At 50.5% G+C, this 16,831-nt stretch carries 16 protein-coding genes and 1 pseudogene; 12 read left to right on the forward strand and 5 right to left on the reverse strand.

What is annotated here, in order from left to right; translation table 11 throughout:
* Positions 1–178 precede the first annotated feature (178 nt).
* The 4 genes from pstS to ACOTSW_RS00615 all read left to right on the forward strand — a co-directional run bounded on the left by pstS (position 179) and on the right by ACOTSW_RS00615 (position 4,007).
* A complete protein-coding gene (gene pstS / locus ACOTSW_RS00600) occupies positions 179–1,222 on the forward strand; it encodes a phosphate ABC transporter substrate-binding protein PstS (protein WP_423680436.1) in 1,044 nt (347 codons plus the stop codon).
* A 457-nt stretch (positions 1,223–1,679) separates the two neighbouring features.
* Positions 1,680–2,552, forward strand: a complete 873-nt coding sequence (locus tag ACOTSW_RS00605) for a DUF4062 domain-containing protein (RefSeq protein WP_423680437.1) — start codon at positions 1,680–1,682, stop codon at positions 2,550–2,552.
* Positions 2,553–2,632: 80 nt separating this feature from the next.
* A complete protein-coding gene (locus ACOTSW_RS00610; protein WP_423680438.1) occupies positions 2,633–3,601 on the forward strand; it encodes a hypothetical protein in 969 nt (322 codons plus the stop codon).
* A 64-nt stretch (positions 3,602–3,665) separates the two neighbouring features.
* Complete coding sequence (locus tag ACOTSW_RS00615) at positions 3,666–4,007, forward strand: zinc ribbon domain-containing protein YjdM (RefSeq protein ID WP_186883899.1); 342 nt, start codon at positions 3,666–3,668, stop codon at positions 4,005–4,007.
* Between the two features lie 37 nt (positions 4,008–4,044).
* Here the strand turns inward: ACOTSW_RS00615 and ACOTSW_RS00620 are convergent, their stop codons facing one another.
* Positions 4,045–5,427: a tetratricopeptide repeat protein gene (locus tag ACOTSW_RS00620; protein WP_423680439.1), complete on the reverse strand. Its 1,383-nt coding sequence runs from the start codon at positions 5,425–5,427 to the stop codon at positions 4,045–4,047.
* 198 nt (positions 5,428–5,625) lie between these two features.
* Here ACOTSW_RS00620 and glmU point away from each other — a divergent pair, with 198 nt between their 5' ends.
* The 3 genes from glmU to ACOTSW_RS00635 all read left to right on the forward strand — a co-directional run bounded on the left by glmU (position 5,626) and on the right by ACOTSW_RS00635 (position 8,275).
* Positions 5,626–6,984 (forward strand): bifunctional UDP-N-acetylglucosamine diphosphorylase/glucosamine-1-phosphate N-acetyltransferase GlmU, encoded by a 1,359-nt coding sequence (gene glmU / locus ACOTSW_RS00625; RefSeq protein ID WP_423680440.1) that lies wholly within the window; start codon positions 5,626–5,628, stop codon positions 6,982–6,984.
* 227 nt (positions 6,985–7,211) lie between these two features.
* Positions 7,212–7,955, forward strand: coding sequence for an AzlC family ABC transporter permease (locus ACOTSW_RS00630; protein ID WP_423682371.1), 744 nt, complete (start codon positions 7,212–7,214; stop codon positions 7,953–7,955).
* Positions 7,952–8,275, forward strand: coding sequence for an AzlD domain-containing protein (locus ACOTSW_RS00635; protein ID WP_423680441.1), 324 nt, complete (start codon positions 7,952–7,954; stop codon positions 8,273–8,275). The genes ACOTSW_RS00630 and ACOTSW_RS00635 overlap by 4 nt, the downstream gene beginning before the upstream one ends.
* Before the next feature lie 113 nt (positions 8,276–8,388).
* Here ACOTSW_RS00635 and ACOTSW_RS00640 read toward each other — a convergent pair whose 3' ends face one another.
* From ACOTSW_RS00640 to ACOTSW_RS00650, 3 genes are read right to left on the reverse strand one after another with little or no spacing between them, the layout of a single operon-like run.
* Entirely contained in the window at positions 8,389–9,210 is an 822-nt protein-coding gene (locus ACOTSW_RS00640; protein ID WP_423680443.1) for an SDR family oxidoreductase, read from the reverse strand.
* Positions 9,207–9,962, reverse strand: coding sequence for a class II aldolase/adducin family protein (locus ACOTSW_RS00645; protein WP_423680444.1), 756 nt, complete (start codon positions 9,960–9,962; stop codon positions 9,207–9,209). The genes ACOTSW_RS00640 and ACOTSW_RS00645 overlap by 4 nt, the downstream gene beginning before the upstream one ends.
* A gap of 45 nt (positions 9,963–10,007) precedes the next feature.
* Entirely contained in the window at positions 10,008–10,589 is a 582-nt protein-coding gene (locus ACOTSW_RS00650) for an HD domain-containing protein (RefSeq protein WP_423680445.1), read from the reverse strand.
* A gap of 117 nt (positions 10,590–10,706) precedes the next feature.
* Here ACOTSW_RS00650 and ACOTSW_RS00655 point away from each other — a divergent pair, with 117 nt between their 5' ends.
* Positions 10,707–11,396: a Crp/Fnr family transcriptional regulator gene (locus ACOTSW_RS00655; RefSeq protein ID WP_423680447.1), complete on the forward strand. Its 690-nt coding sequence runs from the start codon at positions 10,707–10,709 to the stop codon at positions 11,394–11,396.
* Positions 11,397–11,660: 264 nt separating this feature from the next.
* Complete coding sequence (locus tag ACOTSW_RS00660; protein WP_423680448.1) at positions 11,661–12,401, forward strand: substrate-binding periplasmic protein; 741 nt, start codon at positions 11,661–11,663, stop codon at positions 12,399–12,401.
* Positions 12,402–12,418: 17 nt separating this feature from the next.
* On the opposite strand, the gene ACOTSW_RS00665 is transcribed toward ACOTSW_RS00660, so the two are convergent.
* Positions 12,419–12,880 carry an Lrp/AsnC family transcriptional regulator gene (locus tag ACOTSW_RS00665; protein ID WP_423680449.1) on the reverse strand — a complete coding sequence of 154 codons (462 nt, stop codon included), beginning with the start codon at positions 12,878–12,880 and terminating at the stop codon, positions 12,419–12,421.
* A 159-nt stretch (positions 12,881–13,039) separates the two neighbouring features.
* Here ACOTSW_RS00665 and glmS point away from each other — a divergent pair, with 159 nt between their 5' ends.
* The 3 genes and pseudogenes from glmS (at position 13,040) to ACOTSW_RS00680 (ending at position 16,779) form a co-directional block, all read left to right on the forward strand.
* Entirely contained in the window at positions 13,040–14,857 is a 1,818-nt protein-coding gene (gene glmS / locus ACOTSW_RS00670) for a glutamine--fructose-6-phosphate transaminase (isomerizing) (protein ID WP_423680450.1), read from the forward strand.
* A 302-nt stretch (positions 14,858–15,159) separates the two neighbouring features.
* Positions 15,160–16,227: pseudogene (locus ACOTSW_RS00675) on the forward strand (IS3 family transposase).
* 120 nt (positions 16,228–16,347) lie between these two features.
* Entirely contained in the window at positions 16,348–16,779 is a 432-nt protein-coding gene (locus ACOTSW_RS00680) for a hypothetical protein (protein WP_423680452.1), read from the forward strand.
* The last annotated feature ends 52 nt before the right edge of the window (positions 16,780–16,831 follow it).

Genomic DNA, 16,831 nt, shown 5'->3' on the forward strand with positions numbered 1-16,831 from the left:
GCGTGTGCCTTCGCCACCCGCCGAGAGCGCTGGAAAAAAACATAAGATCAGAATATCCGGCTGCACCTTGTGTGCTCATCACATGACCGCGTGGTGACTCGGTTACCGGTGGCGGCCGGCATTGTCAGCTACAGATCAGACATCACCAGATTCCCAACTTCGTGTTCAATTAAGCATCATGTTTAAATTTTTATCGTTGTGCCTTCTTCTTTCTTTCCAGTTGTCAGCCCTCGCGCAAAATACCATCAGTGGTGCCGGGTCGTCAGCCGCCGCGCCTTTATATGCAAAGTGGGCCGATGCGTATAACAAAAAAACAAAAATCGGCATGGCGTATCAGCCAGTCGGCTCTTCCGCTGGGATTAAGCAAATCAGAGCGAAGGCCGTCGATTTTGCCGGCAGCGATGTGGCGATGAGCGTTGCTGATTTAAAACGCGATGATCTGATCCAGTTTCCATCTGCGATTTCCGGTGTCGTGCCGGTGGTGAATCTGCCGGGGATCGCCACCGGCAAACTGAAGCTGACCGGTGAGTTACTGGCCGATATTTTTTCCCGAAAAATATCGCAATGGAATGATCCTGCTATCGCGGCTCTGAATCCGGATTTGAAACTGCCGAAGAAAACGATCGAGGTGATCGTGCGTCAGGAAGGTTCCGGAACGACTTATAATTTTACGGATTACCTGTCCAAAGTGAATGCCGACTGGCAAAATCAATACGGCAAAAATTTCACCATCAAATGGCACGCAGAACTGACGCAGGTGAAGGGCAGCAGCGGCGTTTCTGCTGCGGTGAAAAGCACGCCGTATGCGATCAGTTTTATTGATTACAACTATGTGCTTCAGGATAATCTGGACTACGTCACTCTCAAAAATCGTGAAGGCCGTTTTGTGTTGCCGTCTGCGGCAGCCTTCGCTGCCAGCATGAATAACAGTGGCTGGAAATCCAATGGCCGGTTTGAAGAAATGCTGACTGATAAACCCGGCGCCAATAGCTGGCCTATCGCTATGGGTACTTTTGTGATTCTCCAGAAAACCGCTACCAATGCAGAAAAATCGATCGCCGTCCTGAAGTTTTTCACCTGGAGTTTCATGAACAGTGATCATTTAGTCCGTACGGTGGATATGGTTCGTCTGCCGGACAGTATTCAGGCCAGAATTTTCAAAGAAATGACGACCGTGACGGATGCAAGCGGCAAGCCCCTGCAATGGATGAATTTTCCCTGATGTCAGACTGATGTTTTCCTGCAGCAGCCGACGGATCAGCTAACAGGAATACATTATTCCATCGTCCGTCATCGTCGCCTGACGGCTCCGGTCAGTCTGATCCGGCAGGTTTTAAAGCTTAAAAATACTGGGGGGAGTATTTTTTAACAGCCTTTGTTTATAAGGACGTTCAGCGTAAAAATCGGCATACTCCCCCGATTTATCTATTCCGCAGTTCATTTGTGCTAACCGTGCGGCGCCTCCGCGGTTGTCCCGCTCCGGCTATCAGAGCGGCTGTCTGTCCGGCTGTTGCTTGCACCGACGTTGTTGCAGGCGGATTTCAAGCCGGCGTTCTTTTTTCAATTGAGCCTTCATGCTAGTATCAGGCGCAGATACCGCTGATTGTTGCCGGCTGTTGCCGCCACTTTTATCAGCCCGGATCTGCCTTCGTGATGGCTAATTTTTGGTGAGAAATTGTATGCGCGCATCTCTGTATATCAGCTCGACGCCCTTCGATCTGGCGTTGCACAGACATAAAATAGCGGAGGCACTGTCACAGGTGCAACCAGGTCTGCCCGAGTTCAGTGTCGTACAGGCAGAACCGGAAACCGGACTGGCGGAACGACTGCGTCTGGTGCGTCAGGCGTCTGCATATGTGGGCGTGTTCGGCATGGTGTATGGCAATGTGGATATGGCCAGTGGCAAGTCGCTGGTGCAGCTGGAATACGAAGCGGCGCTGGCTGCCGGTCTGCCGGTACTGATTTATATCATGGATGAGGATGAACATCTGGTCTTGCCTAAACATGTCGATACGGGCGCACCGGCACTGCATCTGAGTGAATTGAAATCACATCTGAGCCAGACCCAGTCCGTGCGTTTTTACGCGTCGGCAGACGATCTGGTCGCCAGACTGAAGAATGATTTATTAAGGATTTTTGCGTTGCCGGAACCAGCATCACCTGTGACAACACCTGCGTCAGTGCCAGCCGTCACAACGCCTGCGGCGGCTGTTGAAAGCACAGCGGCAGAGACGGCGGCAGTACAGGGTACCGGATCTGGTACAACGATACTGGCAGGCACGATAGCATCGAAACGTTATGCGCTGACGCCACCCCGGTTTGCCTTTTTCAAAGAGAAAGTTGTTCATCTGTTCGACCGGGAAGTGCCGGACGCGGTGCTGCAGGATGTGATTGAATATCTGCTGGCAGGAAACACGATGTCGGCCGCATCGGCGCTGCGCCGTGGTGCCGGTATTTCACTCGAAGATGCGATTGAAGAAGTCAGGAAAACCGAACTCGTGATTATCGACACGGTACAGCGCCATCAGGCGCAGACCGGCGCTGTTAAATAGGTTCCGCTACAACGTTCGCCTTCGTTTCAGCTGCCGTTTATTCTGCCGCCGTAAGGGCATTACCGACACAAGGAAAAGACATGTCTCTGCTGCATCAACCGCAACGTCGATCACAACAGCAACGTCGTCGTTATTTGTCTTTATTACTGGCAGCAGCCTGCGCTTTGCCGCTGGCAGTGCAGGCTGAAGATAAAAAAACGGATGGTGCGCAGGTTCCGTCGATTGCTGAATTATTTGATGAAGACCATGTGCTGATGTTGTATCCGTCGGCACCGGGCGCGCAATTCCGGCTGGGTAAACGGAATCCTAACAGTACACGCGGTTTCGTGATTGAAAAGAAAACCAAAGCAACCGCAGGCAAGGATGGTGCGCTTGAATTCTGGAATCTGCCGTCGCACCCGCTGAGTTACGCGAGTGGCGGAGATGGCTGGAGTAGCCGTTTGCACATTTACGCCAGCGGTGGTCAGCAAAAATTTAACTGGAAAAACCAGCGCGGTTTTCTGAGTCATCCGGCGGAGCTGAAAAATCAGGAAATGACAATTTTTATGCGGGTGCATCAGATACTTGATCCGGCACGCGCGCAGATTTCGCTGAAAATCAGGGGCGGCGCACATAGCGATAAAAATCCGGATGCAGCTTCCTGTGTCATGCTGACATTATCACCAGAGGGACACGGCAGCGTGACGCGTTTCGGTAAGGAGCTGCGGCATCCGCGCTACGATTACGTGACGCTCAAACCTGAATTTACCGCTGCCTTGCAGGAGAATGTCTGGATAGGCATGAAGCTGATTAGCTGGAATGATCCGCACGATACTCAGCGCGTGATACACCGTTTGTATCTCGATACCGACCCTTTCGATCTCAGCACCGGCTTGCCCAAAAACAACTGGCGCTTATTCAGCGAATACATTGATGTGGAAGGAAAACGCACGGGTCAGTACAGCAAACTGGTGAACTGGGGCGGTTGGGAAACGACCTTCCGCACCGATGGTTTTCATGATGTGGACTTTGCTTATCCGTCGGTGCGAGAGATTGTTGTACCTCAATAACGCCGATTTTACGGGTTGATCGGATATAATACGCGGTACTTATCCGCAATTGTTGAAAGAAATTATGTCCAGCTTACCCGCCTGCCCGCAATGTGGCATGGAAAATACCTACCCTGACGGCGAAAACTATGTGTGCGCCGATTGCGGTCACGAATGGCCTATGGTCGCCGCAGCCAGCGCCGATGATAATGATGAACGTATCGTCAAAGATTCAAACGGTAATGTCTTGTCTGATGGCGACGCCGTCGTCGTGATCAAGGATCTGAAAGTGAAGGGGTCTTCCACAACACTGAAAATGGGAACCAAAATCAAGAGCATACGCATCGTTGGCGGCGACCATGAAGTCGATTGCAAAACAGACAGCGGCAGCTATATGCTAAAAGCCTGTTATCTGAAAAAAGTCTGATTTTTTTCAGACGCAAAACAACCCGGCGCAGATCACATCACGCCGGGTTTTGTTTTTGTAAGTGCCTGAGCGCGGTAACTACTTCCGCAATCACCGATTCCCAGTCATGCATCGCTGGCTGGCGAAATAAACGCATCACGCCCGGATACCAAGGGCTGTCAATGCGCTGACTGAGCCAGCGCCAGTCCGGCTGATAATAAGGCAGCAGCACCCAGCAGGGTTTCGCCATTGCGGCAGTCAGATGAGCCACTGCCGTATCGACGCTGATGACCAGATCAAGCTGCTGTATCAGTGATGCCGTATCAGCAAAATCATGCAGTAAAGGTGCTGCATCAACGACAGGCAGTTGCGCTTGCAACGCGAGGAGTTGCTCATCCCTTGCGCCTTTCTGCAGGCTGATAAATTGCACATGGCCGACCGCGGACAGTGGATGCAATATGTCTGGCGTGACGATGGAGCGAGCCGCATCGTTATCGAATAAATGATTTCCCTGCCACACCAGACCCACACGCAAACGACCATCAGTCGCAAGCCCGGGTAATGACACTGAGCATGTAGGATCGGCATAAAGATACGGCAGACTGGCGGGAATATTATGCAAACGGGTCTGACACAAAAACGGCAGACTCATGGGCAGCACCCAATAATCCCAGCCGCTGTGAGGCACGTCATCTTCATACGAATAAATTTCATCGATATCGTGCAGGCTGCGCATCAGGCGCGTTAGCGGAGGGTGGCAAACCAGACTGACACTGGCAGCACCGGCTGCTTTGAGCAGACTGGCATAGCGGCAGAATTGCATCATGTCGCCAAAGCCGCCTTCATAGACAATCAGTATGCGCTTACCACTGAGCGCCTCTCCCTGCCAGCGCGGAAAATGAAAATAGGCATTCAGCACCGCATCCTGCGCACGCGCTTCCAGCCTTTGCCAGCCTTCTTCATAACGCCCTTGTTTCAGTAGGATATAACTCAGATTGAAACTGGCTTTCTGATAGGCAGGATCGCATAGCAATGCATTGCGATAACATTCTTCGGCCTCTGCTTCGCGCTGTGTGCTGGCCAGCAGCGCGCCGAGATTTGACCAGGCTGCCGCTGATGCCGGTGCAATTTGTAAGGCTTGCCGGTAATGTGTTTCGGCTTCATCAAGGCGATACTGCAACATCAGCAAAGCGCCATAGTTCAGGTGGATTTGTACATTCTCCGGCAATAAACTGAGCGCCTGTCGGTAGTATTGGTCAGCGAGATCGTATTGTCGGAGCTGCGTTTTCAGATAAGCGAGATTCGCCATCGCTTCGGCACAAGCAGGATCGGCTTGCAACGCTTGCTGAAACAACTGCTCTGCCAGTGTTAGCTCACTGGCCGCCATCGCCTGATTGGCTGACACGAAATACTGTTCGGCGGAAAGATAGTCAGCAGACATAAGTGCAGAGTAATGAGCATCGATAACCGACATCATAGCGCTGCGCGCGGTCTGTTGCGGATGAATTCTCGGCCTGTCTGTTTGCCGGTGTCGCCCGTTTTCAACGAATGCAGGATCATACGCATGTTAAAATTTCGCCGCTTTAATGCGTCCCTGGCGCGAACTCTTCATTCACCTTTTTTTCAAACACGCTTACTTATGAACGTCGTTATTCTCGCTGCCGGTATGGGCAAACGCATGCAATCGTCCTTGCCTAAAGTATTGCACTCTGTTGCCGGAAAGCCCCTGCTGAAGCATGTGATTGATACGGCGCGCAGTCTGAACGCGGCGTCTATCTGCGTTATATACGGCCACGGTGGTGATCAGGTATTGACAGCAGTCGCTGCCGACGATTTACGTTTTGCCAGACAAGAGCCGCAACTCGGCACCGGTCATGCGGTGGCGCAGGCAATTCCTGTGCTCGATGATAGTCAGCCGACGCTGGTGCTGTATGGTGATGTACCGCTGACGACGGCGGCCACCCTGCAACGTCTGATCAGCGTTGCCGGTAACGATAAGCTGGCGATACTGACCGCAGAAATGAGCGATCCTACTGGTCTCGGGCGTATCGTCCGTGAAAACGGTGAGATCCGCCGCATCGTTGAACAAAAAGATGCGACCGAAGCAGAACGCCAGATCACTGAAATTAATACCGGCATCATGATTGTTCCAACCGTCAAGTTGAAAGAATGGCTCGCGACTCTGTCGAATAACAATGCGCAGGGCGAATACTATCTGACCGACATCGTTGCGCGTGCAGTGGAAGACGGTGTGCCGGTAGTATCGGCGCAGCCTGATGCGATCTGGGAAACGCTGGGCGTGAACAGCAAAGTGCAACTGGCGGAACTTGAGCGTGTACATCAGGCGAATATCGCACGGCAGTTGCTGGAACAAGGTGTAACCCTGCTTGATCCGGCACGTATCGATGTACGTGGCAAGCTGGTCTGCGGGCGCGACGTCAGCATTGATGTCGGTTGTGTGTTTGAGGGTAATGTCACGTTGGAAGACGGCGTGACGATTGCTGCGAATTGCGTGATCAAAGATGCGCATATCGGCGCTGGCGCAACGATTAAGGCGTTTTGCCATATCGAAGAAGCAAAAGTCGGAGCGCAATCTCAGATCGGCCCGTATGCGCGTCTGCGTCCCGGAACTGAGCTGGCGGAAGACGTGCATGTGGGGAATTTCGTGGAAATTAAAAATAGTCAGATCGCTGCGCACAGCAAAGCCAATCACCTGGCGTATGTTGGCGATGCGACCGTTGGCAGCCGCGTGAATATCGGTGCCGGTACGATCACCTGCAATTACGATGGTGCGAATAAATTCCGCACAGTGATTGAAGACGATGCCTTCATCGGCAGCGATACGCAATTAGTGGCACCGGTGCGCGTAGGCAAAGGTGCAACGCTGGGCGCCGGTACCACGCTGACGAAAGATGCGCCGGAAGGAAAGCTGACCGTCTCAAGAGCAAAACAGATCACGATAGAAAACTGGCAGCGGCCAGTCAAGCAAAAGAAATAGGCCGCGCCTGAGCCGCAAGATTCGAGCAAGAGTCGAATAAGCAGCCAGCCTGAAGCCAGCCAGATAACAGGCTGGCTTTTTTATTCCTTTGGATTTGTGCCTGCGTTGCTGATATTGATGACATTGATGTCGAGTGCATTTGACCTTATTTCACCGTATTCCAAGCAGGAAAGTTGCACTCACCATGTATACTTCGTCGCAAAGGAGTAAGCATGACGATGTCTGATATGCAGCTTGATTTACCCGATATACGCGACCAGAAGCGCCGCAGCCTGATGCGCGGTGCGCGTGACACGATACCGATGCTGATCGGCGCCGCGCCGTTTGGCATGATCTTTGGCGCGCTGATTTCCACCAGCCCTATGCTGCCGTGGCATGGGCAACTGATGTCGATGTCCGTGTTTGCCGGTTCCAGTCAGTTCATTGCAACCGGCCTGGTGGCTAGTCACACCGGTATGTTGGTGATCTGGTTGACGACATTGATCGTCAATCTGCGCCACATGCTGTATGCCGCGACGTTGCTGCCGCATGTTGCTCATTTATCTGCCCGCTGGCGCTGGTGTCTGGGCTTTTTGCTGACGGACGAAACATTCGCCGTCGTTGCTGGTTACCATCAGCAAGCATTGAGCAGCGAAGAACGCCGCTATTCGCACTGGTATTTTCTCGGTTCCGGCCTCGCGATGTATACAAACTGGCAGCTGTGGACATTGGTTGGTTTACTGTTCGGCACTTTGTTTCCTGCTTTGCAGACGCTGGGTCTGGACTATGCGATGGTGGCAACCTTCATTGCGATTATCGTGCCGCAGCTGAACCGGTTTCCGCAATTTTCTGCCGCACTTGCCGCCGGTAGTTGTGCTTATCTGTTGCAGGGTTTGCCGTATAAGCTGGGTTTGCTGAGCGCGGTCATGATCGGTGTCGCTGTCGGCATGGCATTGACGCGCATCGCTGCCAGAGCGAAGGCGGCAGTATGAATTACGTGCTGATGATAGGTGGCATGGCGCTGGTGACGGTGCTGATTAAAGCCCTGTTTTTTATTCTTGGTGACAGACTGGTTTTTCCACCATGGCTGAATCTGGCACTGAGCTTTGTACCGGTAACCGTGCTGACAGCAATTATCACGCCGATGATACTGGCACCGCATGGCAACGGTCTGGAGCTGCATAGTCGGAATCCGCAACTACTGGCGTCGCTGATTGCCGTTATTGTTTGTGTGCTGAGCCGCAGACAATTACTGACGATCGTCGTTGGTCTGCTGAGTTTTTTCTTTTTTCAGTGGCAGTTTTCTATGTAATCTGTGCTGGCTAATCGATGTAGAAAACAGATGCAGAAATTAGTTTCAGAATAAAAAATGCCGGAATATTGTCCGGCATTTTCTATGCTGTCGCGAGACGGTTGAAAGCTATTTCATTGCGGCGGACGTACTTCTTTTTTCAGTGCCGCCATGGCCAGCTTTTCTACCAGACTAGGAGCGATCAGTTTCAGCCAACGGCCGAGTTTCCCTTTACCTGTCATGACGACTTCACGTTTGCCATGTTCCATGCCCTGAATGATCAGGTGTGCGCATTCTTCAATTGACATCGCATCGTCTTCTTTCAGACCGCTGCTGCCTGCTGCATTTCCGGCCGCGTTATAGCCGTGATAGCGGATGCGGGTGGCCACTACACCGGGATAGGCGAGCGTAATTTTGATGCCCGCTTCTTTGACTTCGCTGCGCAAACTTTCGAAGAAACCATTCATCGCAAATTTACTGGCGCTGTACGCGGTACGACCCGGCACGCCTATGAGTCCGGCCAGCGATGAAACCGCAACGATATGCCCGCGTGATTGCTTCAGGTAAGGTAGTGCTGCATGGGTACACCAGACGCTGCCCCAGAAATTAATCCGCATTAATTCCTGATACCAGCCAAGATCAGCGACTTCGCTGAATAAGGCTTGCGCAGATTTACCGGCATTGTTAATGAGCACATCTATCCTGCCGAACTTTTCCGCTGCCTTCGTGATCAGTTGGCGGCACTCGCTTTCGATACCGACATCGGTTTTCACGACCAGGCAGACGCTGCCATAGGTCTGGCATTCTGCGGCGACTTTTTTCAATGCTTCTTCATTACGTGCAGCCATTACCAGTGAAGTCTGACGACCGCCAGATTTTGCCAGTTGCCGGGCGATTTCTGCGCCGATGCCGTCAGACGCACCGGTAATGATGATGACTTTATTTTGTCTGCTCATGACTGATAACTTTCATCCATGCGGTTGAGCTTGCGTATCAGTGATGGCCAGACGAATGCGCCGCCGAGGCCGCTGGTCTGCACCCGCATTGATTCCGCAACACCTTGCACGATCTGCGGGTTGACATGAATCAGTTCGCCACCGGCCTGCGCCGCCAGTTGTATCTGGCAAGTGGCTTCAAACGTGTACATCGACAAAAATGCGTCGGCAATACTTTTACCAACAGTGAGCAGGCCGTGATTGCGCAGTACCAGGAAATTCGCGTTCCCCATGTCCGCTTGCAGACGCGGCTTTTCATCATCGCGGAAAGCCACGCCTTCGTAATCATGATACGCGAGCGAAGCGAGGACGAATGTTGATTGCTGCGACAGCGGCAAAATGCCGCAACGCTGGGCACTGACCGCAACACCTGCTTTGGTGTGGGTATGCAGCACGCATTGCACATCCTCGCGCGCGGCATGCACTGCGCTGTGAATCACAAAACCGGCAGGATTCACAGGGAAGGGTGAATCAATCACCTTGTTGCATTGCTGATCGACTTTCACCAGCGAGGACGCAGTGATTTCATCGAACATCAGGCCATACGGATTGATCAGAAAATGATGCTCCGGCCCCGGAATGCGCGCGCTGATGTGCGTAAACACCAGATCGCTCCAGCCGTAAGCGGCGACGAGGCGGTAACAGGCCGCCAGATCCACCCGTAACTGCCATTCTTCAGGGCTGACTTTATCTTTGAGGGAAGGAATTTGCATGGTGTCTCCTGTGGATTGTTATTGATATGGTTGTTTTGAGTTTCTCTATTTTTTTGTAACGGCGGCTTTATAAATCGTATTTTTTGGCTGAGATAATAAGCGCTTCAGCATGGGCTCAAACTCGATCAGTGGAAAAGTTTCTGCGTGCGGGTCAAACGAAGGATTGTCATACAGCGCGCAGAATTCAGCAGTGCGTTCAAAGTGCGGATGAGCGCGGAATTGTTCGCGCATATCTCTGTCCATACCCAGATGGTGAAAGAAATAATGTCCCTGAAAAATACCGTGATGTTGCACCATCCACAGATTTTCTTCGCTGACAAACGGTTTCAGAATTGCCGCTGCGATATCCGGATGATTAAAACTACCCAGCGTGTCGCCGATGTCGTGCAGCAAAGCGCAGCAGATATACTCCTCGTCACGACCATCGCGCATGGCGCGGGTGGCGGTTTGTAACGAGTGCGCGTAACGATCAATCGGGAAGCCGCCGTAATCCCCTTCGAGCAACTGCAGATGCTTGATGACGCGATCAGGTAATTTTTGCGCGAATTGCATGAATTCAGCACCGATCAGTTGCCAGTCTTGTTGCGTACTGTCTTCCATACGCAGGAAATGGGCGCGATGAGGCATTTTTGTCTCCTGTTTAATTTTTGTACTCTCACCATACAGGCGCACCCGGCAGCAAACTGTCAAATATTTTACAATTGACTGTATCGATTTTGTCATCACCAAACACGACCCCCGCTTATGTCGCCATCTTCTGTACTCAACTCGCTCGCCGGCGATGACTGGTTTGCGGCATTGCCCGCAGCGACACGTAAGGAAATGCTGGATTGCAGTGAAAGACAATATCTGCAACCAGGTGAAATGTTATTCCGGCAGGGCGATCCGCCAGCCGGGTTTTATGCTTTGCTGAGCGGCAAACTGAAAATGTCGACCTTGAGTGAAGAAGGGCGCGAGGCGATCCTGACCATACTCGAGCCTGGTACCTGGTTCGGTGAAATTTCCCTGATTGATGGTGAACCCAGAACGCACGATGCAACGGCGATCGGGCGTGCTGAAGTGCTGATGATGACTCCCGCATGTTTTGATCATCTGATGCAAAGCGCAGACTTTGCGCTGGCGGTCGCGCAGATGCTGGCGAAGCGTATTCGTTTGTTATACGGGATCGTTGAAGACGCACATTTGCGTTCGGCGAGAGCGCGCGTCGCCAGACGCCTTGTATTGTTGGTTGATAGTGAGAAAGAGCAGGCTGGTTCAGAAAAATTGGATATTCCTGTATCGCAGGAGTCGCTGGCGATGATGCTGGGGATGAGCCGCCAGAGCCTTTCCAAGGAGTTGAAATTTTTCGAACAAGCAGGATTACTGCGGCTCGGTTATCGCTCGGTCAGAATACTATCTCTGGAAAAACTTGCGGCCTTGTGTGAAAAAGATTAAAGCCAGACCGCAGTGCCAGACGATGCGGTGAAGGACTTGTTCATGTATCAATGGATACCCTGTTCCGCTTGTTTTGTTTTCCTTGTTATCTTTTGTAAAATCCAGCACTATAGTTTTACCCACTACAGGAAATAGCTTTATATTGATTGTCCGTCCCGATTTTCCTCAGGTCTCTCTATGCGAATTTTGCGCAAAACAGTGTGCTTTTGTTTAATGACGATGTTTGCCGGCGCTGTTTCAGCTCACGGTAACTGTTCTCGTTCCATGAAAGTTCCACTGGCGATGACAGGCTTAAGTGTCATCGTGAGCGGCGAGATTATTTCCGGTGTGTACCCTGAAATACTGAGCGATTTATCCGCCAAAGAAAAATGCAGTTTCGAGCTGAGCATCGTGCCGCGCGCACGACTGGAAATGATGTTTGAAAACGGTCAGGCAGATATTCTTATTCCAGCAACCCGCACACCCCGACGAGACCGGCTGGGTTTTTTTGTCCCGCTGATTTCTAACAGGGCGATGCTGATTTCCGTCCAGGAAAAAACGACTCCGGTCAGAAATTTCAAAGACTTGCTTGAGCAGAAAGACACAAAAATAGCCGTGGTACGCGGTTTTGATTATGGCGAAAAGTATCAGGCGTTTCTCAAAGAGTTACAAAAGCGGAACCGGCTACGCCTTGAAGCAGATCCTGTATCAGTCGCCCGTTTATTGAAATCAGGTGCAGCTGATTACACCCTGATGGCACCATCAATTTTTGCCGGCTCAGTGCAGATTGATGAGCGCGTTACTGATCTTGAAGATAAATTGCAATATCAGCCGCTGCAAGAATTAACCTGGGGTGAGAGTGGCGTTTATTTTTCTAAGAAATCATTGAATGCTGCCGATTTGCAGGTCTTGCAGGATATTTTTGAACGTGCGGCGAATGACGGCCTGATCTGGAAAGGCTTTCAGCGTTACTACAAAAAAGAATTCCTGAAAGACAGTATCCGTCCGCGGGATACGACGCGCTGATCAGAGCAGACAAGCGGCTAGACCGCAATACCGGTTTCAAATTTACTGCGCAGAATTGAAAAGAAACTTCTGACGTTCCTGATATTGCTCTGAGTCGCAAACAGGCGGTGTGCGAGCGCATGATATGCAGTCATATCCGCGACCTGAATAATCAGCACGAAATCCGGTCCGGGAGACACCCGGTAACACTGTTGGACTGCGGGCTCGACGGCGATACGCTGTTCAAATTCCGTCAGTCTCTCCGTCGCCTGCTGATCCAGCGTGATTTCTACAATTGCAGTTAACCCGGCGCCGACTTTTTCAGGTGACAGAATCACCACCTGACGCGCAATCACACCTTCCTCCATCAGACGTTTCACCCGCCGCATGCAAGTCGGCGCCGACGCATGTACGCGCTGAGCCAGTTCGTGATTGGTCAGTGACGCATCTTGCTGCATTTGCTGCAAGATGCGCTTATCGAGTTCATCTAATATCGTCATGAATGAAATAAATTATTAATTTTTATTTATTTTTGAAATAAAAAATCAAGATGAAATTAATTTTTATATAAATTTCATATTACACGAAATTTTGAAATAAATAATCATTCAAACTACATTAGCATAACCACATTCTCTTTTCTTATTGACGAGGTCATTATGTGCGGTATTGTCGGTGCAGTTGCTCAGCGTAACATTACGCCCATCCTGCTTGAAGGACTCAAGCGCCTTGAATACCGTGGTTATGACTCCTGCGGTATCGCCTTGCATGTCGATGGTCAGTTGCAGCGTTCGCGCAGCACCTCCCGTGTTGCCGAATTGCAGGCACAAGTCGAGCAGAGTGGCTTATCCGGCTTTACCGGTATCGCACATACGCGCTGGGCGACCCACGGCGTTCCGTCTTCGGCTAATGCACATCCGCATTTTTCGCGCGACCGGATCGCACTCGTGCATAACGGCATTATCGAAAATCACGAAGAATTGCGTACCGAATTAAAAGCGCTCGGCTACGTTTTTGAAAGTCAGACCGATACCGAAGTCATTGCTCATTTAGTTGATCATTTATATCAGGGCGATTTATTTGAAACAGTGCAGCAAGCGGTGAAACGCCTGACGGGCGCTTATGCGATTGCTGTATTTTGCCGGGACGAGCCGCATCGTGTGATCGGCGCACGTCAGGGGTCGCCGTTAATCGTTGGTATCGGCAAAGGTGAGAATTTTCTCGCATCTGATGCGATGGCGCTGGCAGGTACTACCGACCAGATCATTTATCTCGAAGAAGGCGATGTCGTTGATCTGCAATTGCAGCGCTGCTGGATTGTTGATGTGCATGGTAAAGCAGTGGAACGCGAAGTACGCACCGTTCACGCCCACAGCGGTGCAGCTGAACTCGGCCCGTATCGTCATTACATGCAAAAAGAAATTTTTGAACAGCCACGCGCCATCGGTGACACACTAGAGGGCGTCACCAGCATCATGCCGGAATTATTCGGCGATAAAGCCTACGGTGTTTTCAAACAGATTGATTCGGTACTGATACTCGCCTGCGGCACCAGTTATTACGCGGGGCTCACCGCGAAATACTGGCTGGAGTCGATTGCAAAAATCCCCGTCAATGTGGAAATCGCGAGTGAATACCGTTACCGCGACAGCGTGCCGAATCCGAATTCTCTGGTCGTTACCATCTCGCAAAGCGGTGAGACTGCCGACACGCTGGCTGCGTTAAAACATGCCCGTTCGTTGGGGATGCAGCACACGCTGACGATCTGCAACGTCTCTACCAGTGCGATGGTCAGAGAGTGCGTCTTATCGTACATCACCCGCGCCGGTATCGAAGTCGGCGTCGCATCGACCAAAGCATTTACTACGCAACTGGTCGCGCTTTTCTTACTGACGCTGACACTCGCACAAAGCAAAGGTCGCCTCAGTGATGCCGAAGAAGCTGAACATATCAAAGCCCTGCGCCACTTGCCACTGGCGATCAGTGCGGTGCTCGCGCTGGAACCGCAAATCATCGCCTGGTCAGAAGAATTCGCCAGAAAAGAAAACGCACTTTTCCTCGGTCGCGGTTTGCATTATCCGATCGCGCTTGAAGGCGCACTCAAGCTCAAGGAAATTTCTTATATTCATGCAGAAGCGTATCCTGCCGGTGAACTGAAACACGGTCCGCTGGCGCTGGTGACTAAAGAAATGCCGGTGGTAACAGTCGCACCGAACGATGCACTGATTGAAAAACTCAAATCTAATCTGCAGGAAGTCCGTGCCCGTGGCGGCGAACTGTTTGTATTCGCTGATGCCGATTCGCACATCACCTCCAGCGAAGGCGTGCATGTGATTCGCCTGCCTGAACATTACGGCCAGCTATCCGCCATTCTGCACGTTGTACCACTGCAATTACTCGCCTACCACACGGCGCTTGCCCGCGGCACCGACGTAGATAAGCCTAGAAATTTAGCAAAAAGTGTCACAGTCGAATAAAAATGAATCAGCGGTTTTTGACTTGTGTCGATGAATAAAAAAGTTCGACACAAAATAAAAATGTTTAACACTAAATAAAAAAGTTTGACACAAAATCGAAAAAGTAGAAAAGGAGCCAATATGTGACTCCTTTTTCCTGACCTTCAATTATTGTAGTGGTCAGCCTATCCCACGCTTCGTTAAGTTTTTCTTCGACCATCGACTTTGTAAGCTCTTCTACTAGATTTGTAACCCTCCCGTAAAATCGAGCCATGCATAAGTAGAGTTCTTGAGGCAAACTGATATGCCAAAGGAGAACAGCAATGCGTAAGAGCAGATTTACAGAAACACAAATCATCGGAATATTGAAAGCCGTCGAAGCAGGCAGGCTGGTCAAAGACGTTTGCCGGGAACACAGCATTTCCGACGCCACCTACTATCAATGGAAATCGAAGTATGGCGGCATGGAAGCGGCCGATATCAAACGCCTCAAAGACCTCGAAGACGAAAACCGCAAGCTCAAAATGATGGTCGCTGATTTGTCGTTAGAGAACCATGCGTTCAAAGAGGTGATCGGTTTAAAGCGCTGACCCCGGACCAGAAACGCGATTTCGTCAAACAACTACAAGAGGTTGGGCTTAGCCAGCGTCACGCTCAAGCATGAGCTATCAGCAGAAGCTGACACCGGACGATGAGATCATTGCAGTTTTGCAAGAATTGGCAGAACGATTTCCGGAACGGGTATTTGGCAAATACTTTCAGTTAATAAGACGACGCGGCCATACCTGGAATCATAAGCGGGTCTATCGCGTTTATTGCGGACTAAAGATGAACCGGCGACGACTCGGTAAAAAGCGACTTCCGAGCAGAGACCCGCAGCCATTGGCAGTACCGGGAGAAATCAACAAGAGCTGGTCGATTGATTTTATGAGTGATGCGTTATGGTGTGGCAGGCGCTTTCGCACCTTCAATGTCGTCGATGATTTTAATCGGGAGGTATTGGCGATTGAAGTGGATCTGAATTTACCTGCGTCCCGTGTAGTGCGGGTGCTGGAGCGTATCGTTGCCTGGCGCAGATCAGAATGGACAATAGGCCTGAATTTATTTCAGCGACGTTGGCTGACTGGGCGCAAAAGCACAATGTTCATTTGGAGTTTATCGAACCAGGCAGACCGATGCAAAATGGCTTCATCGAGCGCTTCAACCGCAGCTACCGCCAAGGGGTGTTAGATATGTATGTATTTAAGAACTTGCAGGAGGTCAAAGAACGAACAGAATTGTGGATGAACGATTACAACGAGCAATGCCCACATGTTTCACTCAACGGGATGACACCTGTTGAATATCGATTGTTTCACCAACCTCAAAACTCTAGTAATACCTGGCACTGATTGGGGGAGGTTTACACTTGGATTAGGTGTTTGGCATTGTATGTTTATGGTGCCATTTTTCTCTATCTAAATTACATATCAAAAAGGCAAAGAAGATCAGAACTGGCTTGGCATTCAAACATGAACGACCGTTTAGCAAAATTTAAATTTGCATCAGAGTTTGGACGCTTGACAGATTCGGCGGGTAGGACTTGGTTCTTTGAATATATACGACGTAGTAACATCAATAAAATTGACGCCGCATTTCTGACTTGGTCTGGGGTTATTCATATTCGTCGACAAAAAATTTCCCTAAGTCGTTTTGACAGTATCTCAGGTTACTTCATGATGATGCCACTCTACATGTTGATAGCGATTGCAAGTCTGGTTTGTTTTTGTGATGGCATATCTCCAGCCGCAAAGGCTTTTCAATTGACTACATACCTAGTTGAAATTATTTTTTTATTTAAATTTTATAAAAGTATGAGTTTTGATGTCTATAAAGTAGCATCAAAATACTATGCAACTGATAGCTGGCTGGGTGAACCATCCTTGAGAACGTTGCAGAATTAGATCTTGAAACCATCCAAACCTCCAAGTAAGCTTTTTTTATATAGCTAAAGTT

It is taken from the genome of Undibacterium sp. WLHG33 (assembly GCF_049544815.1).
Taxonomy (GTDB): domain Bacteria; phylum Pseudomonadota; class Gammaproteobacteria; order Burkholderiales; family Burkholderiaceae_D; genus Undibacterium.

Coding starts and splice junctions, on each gene's coding strand:
- pstS (WP_423680436.1), top strand. CDS start 179: ATGTTTAAATTTTTATCGTTGTGCCTTCTTCTTTCTTTCCAGTTGTCA.
- ACOTSW_RS00605 (WP_423680437.1), top strand. CDS start 1,680: ATGCGCGCATCTCTGTATATCAGCTCGACGCCCTTCGATCTGGCGTTG.
- ACOTSW_RS00610 (WP_423680438.1), top strand. CDS start 2,633: ATGTCTCTGCTGCATCAACCGCAACGTCGATCACAACAGCAACGTCGT.
- ACOTSW_RS00615 (WP_186883899.1), top strand. CDS start 3,666: ATGTCCAGCTTACCCGCCTGCCCGCAATGTGGCATGGAAAATACCTAC.
- ACOTSW_RS00620 (WP_423680439.1), bottom strand. CDS start 5,427: ATGTCTGCTGACTATCTTTCCGCCGAACAGTATTTCGTGTCAGCCAAT.
- glmU (WP_423680440.1), top strand. CDS start 5,626: ATGAACGTCGTTATTCTCGCTGCCGGTATGGGCAAACGCATGCAATCG.
- ACOTSW_RS00630 (WP_423682371.1), top strand. CDS start 7,212: ATGCAGCTTGATTTACCCGATATACGCGACCAGAAGCGCCGCAGCCTG.
- ACOTSW_RS00635 (WP_423680441.1), top strand. CDS start 7,952: ATGAATTACGTGCTGATGATAGGTGGCATGGCGCTGGTGACGGTGCTG.
- ACOTSW_RS00640 (WP_423680443.1), bottom strand. CDS start 9,210: ATGAGCAGACAAAATAAAGTCATCATCATTACCGGTGCGTCTGACGGC.
- ACOTSW_RS00645 (WP_423680444.1), bottom strand. CDS start 9,962: ATGCAAATTCCTTCCCTCAAAGATAAAGTCAGCCCTGAAGAATGGCAG.
- ACOTSW_RS00650 (WP_423680445.1), bottom strand. CDS start 10,589: ATGCCTCATCGCGCCCATTTCCTGCGTATGGAAGACAGTACGCAACAA.
- ACOTSW_RS00655 (WP_423680447.1), top strand. CDS start 10,707: ATGTCGCCATCTTCTGTACTCAACTCGCTCGCCGGCGATGACTGGTTT.
- ACOTSW_RS00660 (WP_423680448.1), top strand. CDS start 11,661: ATGAAAGTTCCACTGGCGATGACAGGCTTAAGTGTCATCGTGAGCGGC.
- ACOTSW_RS00665 (WP_423680449.1), bottom strand. CDS start 12,880: ATGACGATATTAGATGAACTCGATAAGCGCATCTTGCAGCAAATGCAG.
- glmS (WP_423680450.1), top strand. CDS start 13,040: ATGTGCGGTATTGTCGGTGCAGTTGCTCAGCGTAACATTACGCCCATC.
- ACOTSW_RS00680 (WP_423680452.1), top strand. CDS start 16,348: ATGAACGACCGTTTAGCAAAATTTAAATTTGCATCAGAGTTTGGACGC.